Raw genomic sequence first — 16,010 nt, 5'->3', positions numbered from 1 at the left:
GCAGGCGGCGGATACTTCTTCCAAAGAACCGAGACCGCAGCCAATTTGATCTCGGGAGGGCGCTCTGACTTCGCGGGGGGTCGGCCGGCATATCTGCCGGCCTTTCATTCAGCCTTTCCGTGAAGCGCGCGCCGCTCCCCCGCAACACAACGGGGTGGTCCGGATGGCGAAGTTCAACAAGGGGTCGACCGCTGTCACCCAGACTTTCGAGGGCGGCAAGGCCTACAAGCGCGACCCGAAGTCGGACCTGTTCCTGCTGGCCGTCACCAACATGGTCGGCGAGGACACCTTCTACGAGGCCGCCGACGTCCGCGACAAGCGCTACCGCGACCTGATCCACGCGGTCGCCGTCGCCGACCCGGAGTGGATGCTGCGGTTCGTCACCTGGCTGCGGGCCGAGGCGAACATGCGCAGCGCCGCGGTGGTCGCGGCGTGCGAGGCGGTCCGGGCCCGGCTGGACGCCGGCGCGTCCGGGTACAGCCGGCAGCTGATCGCCGCCGCGTGTCAGCGTGCTGACGAGCCCGGCGAGGTGCTGGCGTACTGGACCGGCCGCTACGGCCGCGCGCTGCCGAAGCCGGTGAAGCGCGGCGTGGCCGACGCTGTGGGGCGGCTGTACAACGAGTACTCGTTCGCGAAGTACGACTCGGACGCCAAGGGCTACCGCTTCGGCGACGTCATCGACCTCGTGCACCCGGCCGCCGCGGCCGACAAGCCGTGGCAGGGCGACCTGTTCCGGCACGCGCTGGACCGGCGCCACGGCCGGGACAACCCGGTCCCGGAGTCGCTGCCGAAGCTGACCAAGCGGGCGCAGCTGCTGGCGCTGCCGGTCGAGGACCGGCGGCCGGTGCTGCTCGCCGCCGGCGGGACCGAGCGGCTGGCCGAGGCCGGCATGACCTGGGAGGCGCTGGCCGGCTGGCTGCAGGGGCCGATGGACCGGACCGCGTGGGAGTCCGTCATCCCGTCGATGGGCCTGATGGCGCTGGCGCGGAACCTGCGGAACTTCGACGAGGCCGGGGTCGCCGACGAGGTGGCCTGGCAGGTCTGCTCGCGGTTCCTGGACGCCGGACAGGTCGCGCGGTCGCGGATGCTGCCCTACCGGTGGCTGTCGGCGTACAAGGCCGCGCCGTCGCTGCGGTGGGGGCACGCGCTGGAGGGGGCGCTGGGTCACGCGATCGCGGGGATCCCGGAGCTGCCGGGGCGCACCCTGGTCCTGGTCGACACCTCCGGGTCGATGACCGGCCGGGTCTCGACGCGCTCGACCGTCACGCACCTGGACATCGGGGCCCTGATCGGGGTCGCGCTGGCCGACCGCGCGGCGGGGTCCGGCCGGGCCGGCGCCGTGGACCTCGTGGGCTTCGCCGACGGCGTGTTCACGCACGAGCTCGCCAAGGGCGGCAGCGTGCTGCGCGGGGTCGAGGCGTTCGCCAAGCGCTCCGGCGAGGTCGGGCACGGCACGCGGATGGTCGACGCCATCGCGAACAGCTACGACCGGCACGACCGCGTGGTGATCGTCAGCGACATGCAGACGTTCCCGTACTACTACAACCGGGACAAGGGCGCGGACGCGTTCATCCCGGAGTCGGTGCCGGTGTTCGGGATCAACACCGCGGGCTACGGCCCGAGCGCGTTGCCTCCGGGCAAGCGGAACCGGTTCGAGATCGGTGGATTCTCGGACAAGGTGTTCACCATGTTCGGGTTGCTCGCCACCGGGGACGGTCCGGCCTGGCCGTTCTGAGAGGCCGGCTGAGGGATCGGCCGGACGCTTCGGCGTCCGGCCGGTACCGAATCGTAAGGAGCGGCAGCCCGACGGCTCTGGCCAGTTGGACTACCGGTCAGTAACATGCGCCGTGTGATCGACGGCATAGACCTCACGACCCTCGCGATCCCCTTCTATGTGCTGTTCATGGCGCTGGAACTGCTCTCGCTACGGTTCTTCCCGGACCCCGGCGAGCAGGGCTACACCGTCAAGGACACCGCGACCTCGCTGACGATGGGCATCGGCTCGATCGTCTGCAACCTGGGCTGGGGACTGGTGACGGTCGCCGCGGTGGCCGGGGTGCACGCGATCTCGCCGTGGCACATCGGGAGCTCGCTGACCAGCTGGCTCGTGCTGTTCGTGGCGTACGACTTCTTCTACTACTGGGAGCACCGGGCCAACCACCGCGTCCGGATCCTGTGGGCCTCGCACGTGGTGCACCACTCCAGCCGGCACTACAACCTGTCGACCGCGCTGCGGCAGACCTGGACCGGCGTCGGCAACACGGTGTTCCTGCTGCCGCTGGCGCTGGCCGGCTTCCCGTCGTACATGATCTTCGCGACCGCGGCGATGAACCTGCTGTACCAGTTCTGGATCCACACCGAGCGGATCGGGAAGATGTGGCGGCCGGTCGAGTTCGTGATGAACACGCCCTCGCACCACCGCGTGCACCACGGATCGAACCAGGGCTACCTGGACAAGAACTACGGCGGGGTGTTCATCGTCTTCGACCGGCTGTTCCGGTCCTTCGAGCCGGAGGGCGAGCCGGTGCATTACGGGCTGACGAAGAACATCGGCACGTTCAATCCGCTGCGCGTCGCAGTGCACGAATACGCCGCGATCGCGAGGGACGTGCGGGGCGCGGCGAGCTGGCGGGCCCGGTTCGGCTACGTGCTGCGGGGTCCGGGCTGGTCACCGGCGGGTTCCGGCATGACGGCGTGAAATCCGTTCGCCCGGCTTCCGCCGCCGTGCCTAGGCTGGCGGTGTGCTGAGCAACAAACAGGTGAAGGAGTTCGGCGAACGGGGATTCGTCGTCGTACCGGGTGTGGTGGCGCCGGAGCTCCTGGAGCGGGCGGACCGGCGGATCGACGAGCTGATCGCGGAGAAACCTCCGGCCGAGGGCCATGTCGGGCATCACTTCTACTTCCCGGTCGCCGCGGATGAGCCGGCGCTGACCGAACCGCTGATGGATGCCGGGTTCGCTTATGCCGAGGCGCTGACCGAGCCCGGACTTCTGGAAGCGCCGCAGCAGGTGCAGGTGGCGCTGAACATCCCGCCGTTCTCGCACCAGCCGGGGCGGCCGCACATCGACGCCTCGATCAGCGAGCCGACGCCGGGTTTCAAGCCGAACAGCTTCACGTTGCTGGCCGGGGTTTTCGTCACCGATCAGATGACGGAGAACTCGGGGAACCTGTGGGTCTGGCCCGGCACGCACCTGACGCATGCGGAGTACTTCCGAGAGCGCGGTGTGGAGATGTACTGCGCGTACCCGGACATCGAGCTGCCCGAGCCGGAACAGGTCACCGCGCGCGCCGGCGACCTGTTGCTCGCGCACTACTTGCTCGGGCACAACATCGGGGGGAACTACGAGTCGGACACGACGCGGCGGATGCTGTACTACCGGGTCAGCGTTCGTGGGCATGCCGAGGGGCCCGAGCGGATTCTGACGGAGCCCTGGTATGAGTACGGGGCTGTTCGAGCCCTTATGTGAGGCGGGTCTGGGCCGCGGGCTCGGCGGGCTCGGCGGATTCTGGGCGCGCTCTGGTTGCTAGGCGAGGTCAGCGCGGTCGGCGTGCTTGGCACGCTCGGCGCGTTCCGTACGTACGACGGAGGCGGCGTCCTGGTGCTCCGGGGCGTCGCCGTCGTTCTTCGGATTGGGGTGTCCCTGGCCGGTCTCGATCAGGCTGCGCAGGCTGCCGCCGATGTAGCCGCCCCAGGCGTTGGAACAGACGTCGTAGCACTCGTCCTGCGGCAGCAGACCGACGTGGGTGAAGTGGACCTCGGTGCCGGCGTCGGTCCGGCGGATCTCGAAGACGACGTCGGTGCCGGTCCACTCCTTCTGGTCCTCGATGAAGTCGAAGTAGTTGTCCTCGATGTGCCAGGCCACCTTCTGACCGGGCACGAGCTCCGTGACGTGGACCCGGCAGCGGTGGACGTCCTGGAACCGGTAGTCGAAGACGCCGCCGATCCGGTCGGTGGGTCCTTCGACGGCTTCGGACCACCAGCCGCGGACGTTGAGGATGGCTTCGTAGGCCTCGCGTGGGGTTCGGTCCACGGTGAAGGCGGTCGTGTAGTGGCGTTGCTGCGCTTCGTGCTGTTCCCGTGTGACTTGCATCATGCAAGCAACGGTAGGCGAGGCGCTTTCATCATGCAAGTGGTTCGGTAGGATGGGTTCCATGCTCGGGAAGACGTACGACTCTCAGGTGTGCTCGATCGCGCGGGCCCTGGAGGTGATCGGCGAACGCTGGAGCCTGCTGATCGTGCGCGACGCGTTGTTCGCCGGCGCGACGCGGTACAGCGACTTCCAGCGGAGCCTCGGGATCGCGACCAACATCCTCAAGACCCGCCTCGACGGCTTCGTCGAGACGGGCATCATGCGGCGTCACCAGTACTCGCAGCAGCCGGAGCAGTACGAGTACCTGCTGACCGACAAGGGCCGGGCGCTGGCGCACTCGCTGGTCGCGCTCTCGGAGTGGGGCGACCAGTGGGCGACGGAGGGTGAGCCGCCGATTCTTTACGTGCACTCGGTGTGCGGGAGCGGGGTCACGCAGCAGACGGTGTGCGCGCACTGCGGCGTCGTCGACGATCCGGCGGAGATCAGCGCCGAGATCGGGCCGGGGATGCCGGCCGATCGGCGCTAGGCGTGCTCGGGACTTATTCAGTTCCCTGAGAGCATCTCCACCACCGGGGCCAGCTGCTCCAGGAACATCCCGTTCACCGCGATGGAGGAGATCCCCAGCTCGTCGCGGCGGCGGCGCAGCGTGTCGGCCATCTCCTGCGGCGTGCCGGTGAGGACGGCCGGGGCCCCGGTGCGGATCAGTTCGGCGGGGTCGACGCCCATCTGCTGGCTCAGGTAGGCGGGCAGATCGGTGCCGACGCCGGCGATGTTGTAGTTGAGTTCGAGGTCGTCGAAACGGGAGCCGGCGATCGCGCGGAGCTCGGCGACCTTCGCGGCGAGGCCTTCCTCGGTGGTGCGCGGGCTCAGGCCGAGGGTGATGATGTCGGCCTCGGCGGCGGCCAGCTGGAACATCTTCGGGCCGGAGGCGGCCACCAGGATCGGCGGGTGCGGCGTCTGGACCGGCTTGAGCAGGGAGTGGCCGGTCGCGGCGGCGGCCATCTCCTCCTTGACGATGTGCAGGGCGTCAGAGAGCTGCTTCACCCGCTCGGCCGGCGTGCCGAACCGCCGCTCGCGGTGCACGACCTCGTCCTCGGCCCCCGGGCGGCCGGCGCCCAGGCCCAGGTCGAAGCGGCCGCCGGAGAGCAGGTCCAGGGCCAGCGCGCGCCAGGCGATCTCCGAGGGCGGGTAGAACGGCGCCGGGAGGACGAAGGTGCCGACGCGGAGGCGTTCGGTGGCGGTGGCCGCTGCGGCGAGGGCCGTGAAGGGCTCCAGGGTGGTCATGGTGTCGGGGGCGAGGAGGGTGTCGTAGCCGAGGTCCTCGGCCCGGCGGGCCAGTGCCTGCCAGGCTTTCGCGGTCGGGGCCAGGGCCGCGACGACGGCGAAGCGGAAGGTGCGGGGGTGCATGGCGGTCTCCCTGGGTGGGTTCTGCGTTCTGCGGTGCTGTTCGAGCCGATCCTGCTCCTGCCCGGGGGAGGCGGGCGTCCGGCGAGGGGAGGTCGCGTCCGTACTCTGCCGGGAGTAGTCGTCGTATCGTCTCCAGCGTGCTGGATTACGACCTTGAAGCGGCTCATTACGACCAGACGCGGGGCGGCGTCGCGCGGGCCCGTGCGGCGGCCGGGGCGGTCCTGGAGTTGATGCCGGGGGACTGTGCGGCGCTGGTGGACGTGGCGTGCGGGACCGGCATCGTGACGGAGCTGCTGACGGCGCCGGGGCGGACGGTGATCGGGGTGGACATGTCCGCCGGGATGCTGGCGCTGGCGCGGCCCCGGCTCGCCGGCCGCGGAACGGCGGTACGCGGCGACGCGACACGGCTGCCGGTGGCGTCGCGGTCGGTGGACGCGGTGACGTTCATGTGGCTGCTCCACCTGGTCGACGAACCCGTGGTGGCGGCGGCGATCACCGAGGCGGCCCGGGTACTGCGGCCCGGCGGGGTGATGGTGACGACGGTGGACAAGAACTCGGCGCAGTTCGAGACGGCCGGCGACGTCCGCGACATCCTCCGTGCTGCCCGACGGGAACTGGCGCCACCGCCGAGCGACGGCATGGAACTGGTGCGGGACCTCGCGACGGCCGCAGGCCTGGAGCCGGCGGGAACGGCCGGCTACCTGGGACACGGCCAGGGCCGGTCGCCGCGCGAGTGGGCCCGCCGGGTACGGGAGGAGATCCCCTGGACGCGCCGGGCCGACCCGCGCCGGGTGGCGGAGATCTGCGACGCGCTGGAGGCACTGCCGGAGCAGGACGCCAGGCGGGTCGATCCGGAGTACAGGCTCGCGGCATTCCGGCTCGGCGGCTGACGGCTGAGCCTGGCCGGCGCTCACTGTGGAGCGCCGACCAGCCCATCCAGCTAGAAGCCCCCTACAACTTCGCCATCGCCGCCTCGAAAGCCGCCCGCACCACCGGCAGCTTCGGGCTCCCGATCCGCTGGTCGATCTCCAGCGCGAGCCGGAAGCGCAGCGCCGCCTCCACGTGCTTGCCCTGGTCGTAGAAGCTGCGGCCGGAGTGGTGCGCGGCGGCGGCGACCAGGTGGTCGTCCTTCAGGTACAGCGCCAGCTTCTCGGCGCGGTGGAACATGGTGTCGGCCTGGTCCCATTCGCCGCGCCACTGGCGGGCGTGGCCGACCAGGAGCATGGCGCGGACCATGCGGCGGAGGTCGCCGGACATGTCGGCGGAGGCGAGGGTCAGTTCTGCTTCGAGGGCGGCCTCTTCGTGGCGGCCGGCGATGCGCAGCAGGTTGGCGTACTCCGAGCGGGCGTCGGGCATCTCCTCGAGGTCGAGCGCGGCCAGGGTGCCGATCCGGGCGGACAGTGCGGCGGGATCGTCGACGATCTCGCGCAAGGTCTCCGGATCGGTGCGGAAGTCAAGGCCCATGGGTCCATCCTGCGACGCAGAAGGGTCCTTACGCGACACCTAACCCATGGATTCCAAGGTTTTTCCCTTCGTTTCGCGTACGAGGTAGTACACGAAGGGGATGGAGATCGCCGCGGCGATCGCGTAGAGCGAGTACGCGCCGGCCAGGCTCCAGCGGGACAGCGACGGGAACGAGACCGTCACCAGCCAGTTCGCCAGCCACTGGGCGCTGGCCGCGACCGACAGTGCCAAGGCCCTGATCCGGTTCGGGAACATCTCGCCGAGCAGCACCCACACCACCACGCCCCACGACATGGCGAAGAAGAACACGTAGGCGTTCGCACTGATCAGCGCGGCGACCCCCTGCCCCTTGGGCATGGTCGTCTTCCCGTTGACGTGGCTGCCGTAGGAGAACATCCACGCGCACAGCCCGAGCGTCACGGCCATGCCCGCCGAGCCGATCAGCAGCAGCGGACGCCGGCCGATCCGGTCCACCAGCGCCATCGCCACCACGGTGCCGGCGATGTTCACCACCGCCGAGATCATCGAGATCAGCAGCGAGTTGGAGGTGTTGATGCCGACCGACTGCCACAGCAGAGAGCTGTAGTAGAAGATCACGTTGATGCCGACGAACTGCTGGAGCACCGACAGTCCGATGCCGATCCACACCACGGCCAGCAGGTTCTTCCGGCTGGGCGTCAGCAGATCCGTCACCTTGGGTTTGACCTCGCCGGCCAGCTGCTCGCGGATCTCCGAGATGCGGTCGCCGACGTTCTCGTCCGTGCCCTCGACCTCGGCGAGCACCTGGCGGGCCTGGTCGTCGCGCCCGACCGCGACCAGGAACCGCGGCGACTCCGGGATCATCGAGCTCAGCACCCCGTACACGATCGCCGGAACCACTTCGGCGCCGAGCATCCAGCGCCAGGCCGCCAGCCCGCCGAGGTGGTCGGTGTTGGTGCCGCCGGCCCACTGGTTGATCACGTAGTTGACCACCGCGGAGATGGCGATGCCCAGGACGATCGCCAGCTGCTGGAAGGCGGTCAGCCGGCCGCGGAAGGCCGGCGGGGAGACCTCGGCGATGTAGGCCGGGCCGATCACCGAGGCGATGCCGATGGCGAAGCCGCCGATGACGCGCCAGATCGTCAGGTCCCACGGCTGGTAGGAGAACATACTGCCGACGCCGCTGATCGTGAACAGGACGGCCGCGATCTGCATGGCCCGGATCCGGCCGATCCGGTCGGCCATCCAGCCGCCGGCGATCGCCCCGGCGGCCGCTCCCGGCAGGGCCGCGGCGACCATGAAGCCGGTGGTGCCGCTGCCCACCTTGAAGTCGTGCTGGATGCCGGTGACGGCGCCGTTGATGACCGCCGAGTCGTACCCGAACAGGAAGCCGCCCAGCGCCGCGGCGGCGGCGATGAAAACGATGCGCGGCGCGACCTTCGCCGCCGTGGACGGGCCTGGCTGGTCGGGGCCGCTCGCGCGGTCGGTCCTGGTCGTCATACCCCTACCCCTGCCGCCGATCCCGCCTGGCGATGCGGCGATGCGTCCGATCGGGTGGTTGGCCTACCGTGGAGCGCATGCTGAACGTCTCGCAGGAGATCTACGACGCGATCGTCGCGCACGCCCGCAAGGACCACCCGGACGAGGCCTGCGGGATCGTGGCCGGCCCCGAGGGCTCGGACCGCCCCGAGCGCTTCGTGCCGATGACGAACGCCGAGCGCTCGCCGACGTTCTACAGCCTGGACCCGGCCGAGCAGTTCAAGGTGTGGCGGGAGATGGACGACCGGGACGAGGAGCCGGTGATCATCTACCACTCGCACACCTCGACCGAGGCCCGTCCCTCGCGGACCGACATCAGCTATGCCTCTGAACCCAATGCGCATTACGTGCTGGTGTCCACGCGCGACACGGACAAACTCGGGGACTTCCAGTTCCGCTCGTTCCGGATCGTCGACGGCGAAGTCACCGAGGAGCCGGTCACCATCGTCTGAGCGGTCCGCGTCCCCTGACGGGTCAGTCCGGGATGCCCGCTTCCCGTTCCCGGTTCAGGCTTGGAGGCGTGAGTTCGACTGAGACGGTCACCCCGATCCAGAACGCCGTGAACATAGGGCCGGTGCTGACGCAACGGCTCCGCGACGTCGGCGTCACCACCCTGGACGAGGTCCGCGAGCGCGGCGCCATCGAGGTGTGGCAGCTGATCGCCGACACCGCCGAGGGCAATGAGTGCGCGCACATGCTGCTCGCCCTGGAGGGCGCGCTGCGCGGGCAGCGGTGGACCTCGATCCCGCGCTCGGAACGCGACGCGCTGCTGGTCGAGGTCGGCCTGAAGGACGCCTCGGAGCTGCGGGCCCCGAAGAAACGCTGACGGGGCCCGCCGGCTCAGCCGACGATCTGCCCCTGCTGCAACGCCGTCCACACCGGGCCGTTGACGATCCCGTCCGCGGGCAGGTGCATCGCAGCCTCGTACTGCACCACGGCGGCGAACGTGTCCGTGTCGAACTGCCCGCTGGCCTTCACGTTCGAGTTCAACGCCACAGCCAGCGCCTGCTGCAGCCGCTTGATGTCCGCGGCACTGCCGCCCTTGTGGTGCTTGTCCCCGCCGCCGAAGATCGGAAGCCCCGCACCCACCTGAACGGTCAGCGTGGGCTTGCTCCCCGCGGCGATCAGCGCGGTCCGCGTGGACCGACCGACGACGCCGGACGGATCCGTCGCGTGGCTCCGGTTCTGGAACGCGGCGACCGCGGCCTGCGTCTGCGCGTCGAAGGTGCTGTTGATCGGGCCGTTGTAGAGCCCGAGCTGGTGCAGCCGGGTCTGCAGCCACTTCACCTCGGCGCCGGTGTCGCCGAGCTGCAGCTGACCCGGGGTGTGCTGGGTCGGCGAGCTGGCCGAACTGCTCGGCGTGGAGCTGGTCGCGGTGCTGGCCGGCGCCGACGTCTGCGCGGCCGAGCTGGGCGGCCCGGTCGGGGTGGTGACCGAGCCCTGCGCACCGCTCGGCGCGGCCGTCGGAGTGGAGCTGCCGCCGCCGAGGGTGATCAGCGAGACCACGATCACCAGGACCGCGCCGGCCGCGACGCCGATGCCGATCATCGCGCCGCGGTTGGAGCGGCGCCCGTCCTCGGGTTCGCCCGGGTAGTCGTCGTCCGCGTACCCGGCGTCGTAGGGCTCGGCGTAGGCGCCGCCGCCCCCGGCCTGATAGTCGATCGGCTGGTCGTAGGCGGGCTGGTCATAGCCGGGCCGGTCGTACCCCGGCCGGCCGAAGTCGGGCGAGACCGGCGGCATCACCTGCGTGGCGTTCGGGTTGGCCCGCGCCGCGCCGCCCTCGGGGCGGTAGAGATGAGCGAACGGGTCCGGCTCCGGCGGCGCGCCCTGCGCCGGGATGGCCTGGGTCGCCGCCTCCTGGGGTGGCAGCGCCCACGTCATACCGTTGTTCACGGCATTGTCGGGCGGGGCGCTCGGCACGCCCTGGTTGCCCACGCCCACGGCCGCGTAGGCCTGGGTCGGATCGGACACAGCAGCCGGAACCGATGCCGACATCTCGCCACAATTGGGGCAATAGCGTGCCCCCGGCGTTTTCGGCAGGACGGTCCCGCAGTGCTGACAAGTCTCCATGGTTCTCTGAACCCCCTCGGGCAGACCCGCCCACTGTAGAACACCCAAGCAAAGCCCGTATGCGCTCTCGCCACGGATCCCAGGCAGGCCGATGGCGCGGCGGCGACTCTTGACCCACTCTTGGCTTGCTCTTTGCCTTGGTTACCGGCGACCGGCCTTTCTCACCAGCGGGAAGCCACCGCGACCAGCCGGTCCCGCACTCGCGCGACCGCCGCCGACCGGGCCCGCTGCCCACGCACCGCGACGAAGAGAGTACGGATCGGCGGGATCTCCGGTTCATCGAGCAGGACGAGCGTGCCGTCGTCCAGGGCCGGCGCGCACAGCGGCCGCGGCAGCACCGCGACACCGCAGCCGGCGACCGCCGCATCGAGAACGCCGCGCAGGTCGGGGATGACCAGCGCGGCGCGGGAAGGGGATTCGGCGTCGTATACGGACGACCAGTAGAGACCTATATAAGGAAGATCCTCGGCGAGGTCGAGCAGCGGCGTGCGGCCGGCGCGGTCGAACGGCTTCCAGCGCGGTGCGCCGACCAGCGCGTACTCCTCGTCGGCCAGCGGGATCACCGTGACCCCGGGCAGCCGCGGCCGGGTGACCGACAGCGTCATGTCCAGCCGGCCGGCCGCCAGCTGCGCGACCAGCTCTTCGCTGCGTCCTCCGGCCACGACGACGCGAAGGCCCTCGTCCACCAACGGGGCGAGGGCCGGGAGCAGGAGCGTCGTGGTGAGGCTGGCCGGACAGCCGAGGCGGACCACGGCGTGCGACCCCGAGTCCGGGATCAGCGTCTCGTGCGCGACCGCGGCGAGCGCGTCCAGATGCGGGGCCACGGCGCGGGCCAGCTCGTCGGCGGCGGCCGTGGGCGCGACGCCGCGCGGCAGCCGGACGAACAGCTCCCGGCCGACACGCTGTTCCAGGGTCCTGATCTGCGCGGTCACCGCGGGCTGGGACACGCCGAGGTCCGCGGCGGCCCGGGTGAGCGAGCCGGCGCGGTGGACGGCGAGGAACGTCCTCAGCAGCGCGAGATCCATCCCCACCAGGATAGGCGTGGTGCCGCCGGGCCCAGCAGGGTTTTTGTGCGGACTTGGGGCAGCCTCAGGACTCGGATCCGGACCGCAGCACCGCGAGCGCCGCCGCCAGCAGGATCTCGGCGAGTTCGGCGCCCTCGGGGTAGTCGGCCGGAGCCGGCAGGCCGGCCGCCGCGGCGGCAGCCGCCTCGATGTCGGGCAGCGCCGGATCGGCCGCGGACTCGACCCGCCGGGCGATCATGAAGCCCTGCGATATGGCCCCGAACGCGGCGGCGGCGCGGATGTAGTCCTCGGGCCGCGGATCGGGGCCGGCCAGCCGCCGGTTGACGTCCCGCCGCAGCTTCACCGAACGCTCCACGAGCTCGGCGGCGGCCAGGCTCGCGTGGTCGTTGGCGACCAGCTGGAAGACCGCCTGGTGCCGGTTCAACAGGTCGATGTACGAGCGCAGCAACGTCTCCGGGTCCGGGTCGCCGGCGACCAGGAGCTCGAACTCGTCGATCAGCGGCTGCGTGACCGACTTCAGCAGCTCCTGCTTGGAGGCGTAGTGGTAGTACAGCGCCGCCTTGGTGATGCCGAGGCGGTCGGCGATCTCGCGTAGCGAAGTCTTCTCGTACCCGTGCAGCACGAACAGCTCCAGCGCGACCTGCTGGATGCGTTCCTTGGTGCCGCCCGGGTCGTGCTCCGAGTGTGAGGTGCGTCTCATGAACCCTCTCAGGGCCAAAATCCCGAAGCCCAGTCTACTTGCCGCACGGTAAGTTTGTGAAAGCTTGCACAAGACATATCTCGAAACCGAAACGCTCAGGAGTTCGCCCATGTTCGGACGGCTCGGACGCTTCGTCGTCCACAATCCCTGGAAGATCATCGTCGGCTGGATCATCGCGGCCGTGGCGCTCGTCGCGCTCGGCCCGCAGTTGTCCAGCGTGACGAACGACAACCAGTCCTCCTTCCTGCCCTCCAAGTACGAGTCGGTCCAGGCCAAGAACGCCCTGGACGCCGAGTTCCCCTCGACCGTCGGACAGGTCGCGACCATCGTGATCCGGCCGGTCGGCGACGGCGCGCTGTCGGGCGCCGCGCAGCAGAAGGTCTCCGACCTGGCGACCACGCTGACCGATGACCACATCACCGGTGTGGCCGGGGTGCAGGCCGGCCAGGTGTCGCCGAAGCAGACCGCTCAGCTGATGTTCGCGAAGCTGACCGCCGACCAGGGCGACCAGAAGGGGAGCAGCGACGCCGTCAAGGCGCTGCGCGCGGACCTGGCGAGCAAGCTGAACGGCACCGGGATGAAGGCCGAGGTGACCGGCGACGCGGCCATGGGCCTGGACACCTCGGACTCCTCGAACAAGGCCACCGGCATCGTCATGATGGCCACGCTGCTGCTGATCATCGTCCTGATGGGCTTCATCTTCCGGGGCGTCATCGCGGTGCTGCTGCCGATCCTGTCGGTGTTCCTGGTGATGATGGTCTCCCAGCCGGTCATCGCGCTGATGGCCAAGGGGTTCGGTCTGCACGTGCAGTCGTTCCTGGAGATCATGCTGGTCGTGGTGCTGTTCGGCATAGGCACCGACTACATCGTCTTCCTGCTGTTCCGGCTGCGTGAACGGCTGCGCACCGGGGACACGATCGAGCAGGCCGTCCAGACCACCGTCGAGCGCGTCGGCGAGGCCATCGCCTCGGCCGCGGCGGCCGTCATCATCGCCTTCTGCGCCCTGGGCCTGGCCACCTTCAAGGCCTTCACCTCGCTGGGCCCGGCGCTGGCCATCGCGGTCGCGGTGATGCTGCTGGCCGGTCTGACGCTGGTGCCGGCGCTGATGGTGAAGCTGGGCACGAAGATCTTCTGGCCCGGCAAGAAGTGGCGCAGGATCCCCACCGCGGGTCCGGCGCGCAAGGTCGGCAACCTGGTCGGCAAGCGTCCGGCGGCGGTGGCCGCGGTCGCCTTCGTCATCATGGCGGGCCTGGCGATCGGCGCGACCGGCTTCAAGGCCGACTACGACCAGCAGTCGCAGATGCCGGCCGGCGTGGAGTCCACGATCGCGATCAAGGACATGCAGAGCGCCGGATTCGCCCAGGGCGCCACCGCGGCGACCGACGTGATCGTCACCTCGACCGACGGCAAGCCGCTGGACCAGGGGCAGATCCAGAACTACGCCAACGCCCTCGGCACGGCCTCGCCGCAGCTCGGCGGTCTGATGCCGTTCCCGGTCAAGCCGGGCTCCCCAGCGGGGACCAAGGGCGCGACCGTGGAGTACAACCCGGCCGGCACCGCGGCGCACATCCAGGTGCTGACCAAGGACTCGCCGTTCGCCGCGTCCTCGATGAGCGCGGTCAACGGCCCGCTCAAGAGCCTGGCGCACAGCTCCGCACCGGCCGGGACCAAGGCCCTGGTCGGCGGCGGGACCGCGGCGCTGGCGGACATCCAGTCGGCGAACAACTCCGACCTGGCGCTGATCCTGCCGGTGGCCGGCCTGCTGATCTTCCTGGTGCTGGCGCTCCAGCTGCGGGCCCTGGTCGCGCCGCTGTACCTGATGGTGGCCGTGGGGCTGGGCTACGCCGGCACCCTGGGCGCCTCGGTGCTGATGTTCCAGACCGTCCAGAACAAGCCCGGCATGATGTTCATGCTGCCGGTCATGGTCTACCTGTTCGTGGTGGCGATCGGCACCGACTACAACATCCTGATGATCTCCCGGCTCCGCGAGGAGGCCCGCGAGGGCAACGAGCCGAAGCGCGCGGCGGCCCTGGCCGTCGAGCACGCCGGGCCGTCGGTGGCCTCGGCCGGCCTGATCCTGGCCGGCACCTTCGCCTCGCTGATGCTCGGCGGGCTGTCGATGATGCAGCAGATCGGGTTCGCGGTGTCGATCGGCATCAGCATCGCGGCGTTCATCATGTCGATGTTCCTGGTGCCGGCGTTCACCGCGCTGATGGGTGCCAAGGCCTGGTGGCCCGGGCACAAGGGCGTGGCGTCGCACGGCGACGACCGGGGCGAGGGGCGGCCGCGGATCAGCGACCTGGACGACGAGAGGGTCGGAGCCGGCGCCCGCGGGTGACGGCACTAGTACCCACATGACGGTTCCACTGCCATAACGAAGTCCCGGGCGCCCCTGTCACTCCCAGTGACAGGGGCGCCCGTCTCTTATGCTCTGAAGCATGCCGATATTCGACCGCGCCCACACGGACGACCTCCTCACGTTCCTCGCCGCCTCGCCGACCCCGTACCACGCGGTCGCGAACGCGGCCGCCCGCCTGGAGGCCGCCGGGTTCCGCCAGCTCCGGCAGAGCGCCGGCTGGGAGGGCGCGGGCAGCGGCGGGTTCTACGTGATCCGGGGGGCGGCGCTCATCGCCTGGTACGTCCCGGAGAACACGAAGGCGCACACCGGCTTCCGCGTCGTCGGCGCGCACACCGACTCCCCCAACCTGCGGGTCAAGCCGCTGCCGGACACCGGCTCGGCGGGCTTCCGGCAGGTGGCGGTCGAGCTCTACGGCGGGCCGCTGCTGAACTCGTGGCTGGACCGCGACCTGGGCCTGGCCGGACGGCTGGTGCTGCGCGGGGGCGACGCGGCGCTGGTGCACGTGGACCGCGCGCTGATGCGCGTGCCGCAGCTGGCGATCCACCTGGACCGCGGCGTGAACGACACCGGACTGCTGCTGGACAAGCAGCAGCACCTGACCCCGGCCTGGGGGCTGGGGCCGGTGGAGGACGGCGCGCTGATCGAGTTCGCCGCGAAGGAGGCCGGGGTCTCGGCGAGCGACGTGCTGGGCTTCGACCTGATGCTGCACGACGTGACGCCCCCGACGTACCTGGGCCGCGACCTGGAGATGATCGCCGGCCCGCGGATGGACAACCTGGTCTCGGTGCACGCCGGGGTGCAGGCGCTGATCGCGGCCTCCGCCGGAGCGGCCGGACCCCTGTCGGCCGTCCCGGTCCTGGCCGCCTTCGACCACGAGGAGGCCGGCAGCGAGTCGGACACCGGCGCGGGCGGGCCGCTGCTCAACAACGTGCTCACCCGGGTGACGCAGGCCCAGCTCGGCGGCGGCACGGAGGACTACGCGCGGGCGCTGGCCGGGACCGTGGTGATGTCCAGCGACATGAGCCACGCGGTGCACCCGAACTACCCGGAGCGCCACGAGCCCGGCCACCGCCCCCGGCTGAACGGCGGCCCGGCGCTGAAGACGAACGTCAACCAGCGCTACGCCACCGACGGACTCGGGCGCGCGATCTGGACGGACGTCTGCGAGCGCGCGGGAATCCCGACGCAGTACTTCGTGGGCAAGAACTCGCTGCCGTGCGGGACGACGATCGGGCCGATCACCGCGGCGAAGCTCGGGGTGACGACGTTCGACGTGGGGATCACGTCGCTGTCGATGCACTCGGCGCGGGAGCTGGGCGGGGCGGACGATCCGTTCCTGCTGGCTTCGGCCGCGGCGGCTTTCTTCGGGGGCTGAG

Annotated in this window: 16 protein-coding genes; 9 read left to right on the top strand and 7 right to left on the bottom strand. The window is 70.4% G+C overall.

The features are described from left to right. The first annotated feature begins 163 nt into the window (after positions 1-163). The 3 genes from ABH920_RS02970 (at position 164) to ABH920_RS02960 (ending at position 3,467) form a co-directional block, all read left to right on the top strand. On the top strand, positions 164-1,735 hold the full coding sequence (locus ABH920_RS02970) for a TROVE domain-containing protein (RefSeq protein WP_370346448.1): 1,572 nt from the start codon (positions 164-166) through the stop codon (positions 1,733-1,735). A 105-nt stretch (positions 1,736-1,840) separates the two neighbouring features. Then, positions 1,841-2,698, top strand: coding sequence for a sterol desaturase family protein (locus ABH920_RS02965; RefSeq protein ID WP_370346446.1), 858 nt, complete (start codon positions 1,841-1,843; stop codon positions 2,696-2,698). Positions 2,699-2,741: 43 nt separating this feature from the next. After that, positions 2,742-3,467 (top strand): phytanoyl-CoA dioxygenase family protein, encoded by a 726-nt coding sequence (locus ABH920_RS02960; protein ID WP_370346444.1) that lies wholly within the window; start codon positions 2,742-2,744, stop codon positions 3,465-3,467. Between the two features lie 57 nt (positions 3,468-3,524). Here the strand turns inward: ABH920_RS02960 and ABH920_RS02955 are convergent, their stop codons facing one another. Further along, positions 3,525-4,094 (bottom strand): SRPBCC domain-containing protein, encoded by a 570-nt coding sequence (locus ABH920_RS02955; protein ID WP_370346442.1) that lies wholly within the window; start codon positions 4,092-4,094, stop codon positions 3,525-3,527. A 58-nt stretch (positions 4,095-4,152) separates the two neighbouring features. Between ABH920_RS02955 and ABH920_RS02950 the strand changes: the two genes are divergently transcribed. Next, entirely contained in the window at positions 4,153-4,617 is a 465-nt protein-coding gene (locus ABH920_RS02950) for a winged helix-turn-helix transcriptional regulator (protein ID WP_370346440.1), read from the top strand. A 17-nt stretch (positions 4,618-4,634) separates the two neighbouring features. Here the strand turns inward: ABH920_RS02950 and ABH920_RS02945 are convergent, their stop codons facing one another. Beyond that, positions 4,635-5,498, bottom strand: a complete 864-nt coding sequence (locus ABH920_RS02945) for a TIGR03621 family F420-dependent LLM class oxidoreductase (RefSeq protein WP_370346438.1) — start codon at positions 5,496-5,498, stop codon at positions 4,635-4,637. Between the two features lie 137 nt (positions 5,499-5,635). On the opposite strand from ABH920_RS02945, the gene ABH920_RS02940 reads away from it, so the two are divergent. Continuing rightward, the gene (locus ABH920_RS02940) at positions 5,636-6,388 is read left to right on the top strand and encodes a class I SAM-dependent methyltransferase (protein WP_370346436.1); all 753 of its coding nucleotides are present in this window, start codon (positions 5,636-5,638) and stop codon (positions 6,386-6,388) included. 61 nt (positions 6,389-6,449) lie between these two features. On the opposite strand, the gene ABH920_RS02935 is transcribed toward ABH920_RS02940, so the two are convergent. Further along, positions 6,450-6,962 (bottom strand): tetratricopeptide repeat protein, encoded by a 513-nt coding sequence (locus ABH920_RS02935; protein ID WP_370346434.1) that lies wholly within the window; start codon positions 6,960-6,962, stop codon positions 6,450-6,452. A 39-nt stretch (positions 6,963-7,001) separates the two neighbouring features. Then, entirely contained in the window at positions 7,002-8,441 is a 1,440-nt protein-coding gene (locus ABH920_RS02930) for a sugar porter family MFS transporter (protein WP_370346432.1), read from the bottom strand. A 77-nt stretch (positions 8,442-8,518) separates the two neighbouring features. On the opposite strand from ABH920_RS02930, the gene ABH920_RS02925 reads away from it, so the two are divergent. Together ABH920_RS02925 and ABH920_RS02920 are read left to right on the top strand one after the other, a co-directional pair. After that, positions 8,519-8,932, top strand: coding sequence for a Mov34/MPN/PAD-1 family protein (locus ABH920_RS02925; protein ID WP_370346430.1), 414 nt, complete (start codon positions 8,519-8,521; stop codon positions 8,930-8,932). Positions 8,933-9,000: 68 nt separating this feature from the next. Beyond that, entirely contained in the window at positions 9,001-9,306 is a 306-nt protein-coding gene (locus tag ABH920_RS02920) for a TfoX/Sxy family DNA transformation protein (protein WP_194893594.1), read from the top strand. A gap of 14 nt (positions 9,307-9,320) precedes the next feature. Here ABH920_RS02920 and ABH920_RS02915 read toward each other — a convergent pair whose 3' ends face one another. From ABH920_RS02915 to ABH920_RS02905, 3 genes are all read right to left on the bottom strand, one after another. Further along, positions 9,321-10,475 (bottom strand): peptidoglycan-binding protein, encoded by a 1,155-nt coding sequence (locus ABH920_RS02915; RefSeq protein ID WP_370346427.1) that lies wholly within the window; start codon positions 10,473-10,475, stop codon positions 9,321-9,323. A gap of 236 nt (positions 10,476-10,711) precedes the next feature. Further along, positions 10,712-11,575, bottom strand: coding sequence for a LysR family transcriptional regulator (locus ABH920_RS02910; RefSeq protein ID WP_370346425.1), 864 nt, complete (start codon positions 11,573-11,575; stop codon positions 10,712-10,714). Between the two features lie 64 nt (positions 11,576-11,639). Continuing rightward, positions 11,640-12,275: a TetR/AcrR family transcriptional regulator gene (locus ABH920_RS02905; RefSeq protein ID WP_370346423.1), complete on the bottom strand. Its 636-nt coding sequence runs from the start codon at positions 12,273-12,275 to the stop codon at positions 11,640-11,642. A gap of 109 nt (positions 12,276-12,384) precedes the next feature. Here ABH920_RS02905 and ABH920_RS02900 point away from each other — a divergent pair, with 109 nt between their 5' ends. Next, positions 12,385-14,613 (top strand): MMPL family transporter, encoded by a 2,229-nt coding sequence (locus ABH920_RS02900; protein ID WP_370346421.1) that lies wholly within the window; start codon positions 12,385-12,387, stop codon positions 14,611-14,613. Positions 14,614-14,713: 100 nt separating this feature from the next. Continuing rightward, the gene (locus tag ABH920_RS02895) at positions 14,714-16,009 is read left to right on the top strand and encodes a M18 family aminopeptidase (RefSeq protein ID WP_370346419.1); all 1,296 of its coding nucleotides are present in this window, start codon (positions 14,714-14,716) and stop codon (positions 16,007-16,009) included. Position 16,010: the final 1 nt, after the last annotated feature.

The sequence above is a fragment of the Catenulispora sp. EB89 genome (assembly GCF_041261445.1).
GTDB lineage: Bacteria > Actinomycetota > Actinomycetes > Streptomycetales > Catenulisporaceae > Catenulispora.
This window is presented reverse-complemented; position numbering and strand designations above follow the sequence as displayed.

Excerpts from the sequence above, each read along its gene's own strand:
- ABH920_RS02970 (WP_370346448.1), top strand. The coding sequence starts at position 164 with ATGGCGAAGTTCAACAAGGGGTCGACCGCTGTCACCCAGACTTTCGAG.
- ABH920_RS02965 (WP_370346446.1), top strand. The coding sequence starts at position 1,841 with ATGCGCCGTGTGATCGACGGCATAGACCTCACGACCCTCGCGATCCCC.
- ABH920_RS02955 (WP_370346442.1), bottom strand. The coding sequence starts at position 4,094 with ATGATGCAAGTCACACGGGAACAGCACGAAGCGCAGCAACGCCACTAC.
- ABH920_RS02950 (WP_370346440.1), top strand. The coding sequence starts at position 4,153 with ATGCTCGGGAAGACGTACGACTCTCAGGTGTGCTCGATCGCGCGGGCC.
- ABH920_RS02945 (WP_370346438.1), bottom strand. The coding sequence starts at position 5,498 with ATGCACCCCCGCACCTTCCGCTTCGCCGTCGTCGCGGCCCTGGCCCCG.
- ABH920_RS02935 (WP_370346434.1), bottom strand. The coding sequence starts at position 6,962 with ATGGGCCTTGACTTCCGCACCGATCCGGAGACCTTGCGCGAGATCGTC.
- ABH920_RS02930 (WP_370346432.1), bottom strand. The coding sequence starts at position 8,441 with ATGACGACCAGGACCGACCGCGCGAGCGGCCCCGACCAGCCAGGCCCG.
- ABH920_RS02925 (WP_370346430.1), top strand. The coding sequence starts at position 8,519 with ATGCTGAACGTCTCGCAGGAGATCTACGACGCGATCGTCGCGCACGCC.
- ABH920_RS02915 (WP_370346427.1), bottom strand. The coding sequence starts at position 10,475 with ATGTCGGCATCGGTTCCGGCTGCTGTGTCCGATCCGACCCAGGCCTAC.
- ABH920_RS02910 (WP_370346425.1), bottom strand. The coding sequence starts at position 11,575 with ATGGATCTCGCGCTGCTGAGGACGTTCCTCGCCGTCCACCGCGCCGGC.
- ABH920_RS02905 (WP_370346423.1), bottom strand. The coding sequence starts at position 12,275 with ATGAGACGCACCTCACACTCGGAGCACGACCCGGGCGGCACCAAGGAA.
- ABH920_RS02900 (WP_370346421.1), top strand. The coding sequence starts at position 12,385 with ATGTTCGGACGGCTCGGACGCTTCGTCGTCCACAATCCCTGGAAGATC.
- ABH920_RS02895 (WP_370346419.1), top strand. The coding sequence starts at position 14,714 with ATGCCGATATTCGACCGCGCCCACACGGACGACCTCCTCACGTTCCTC.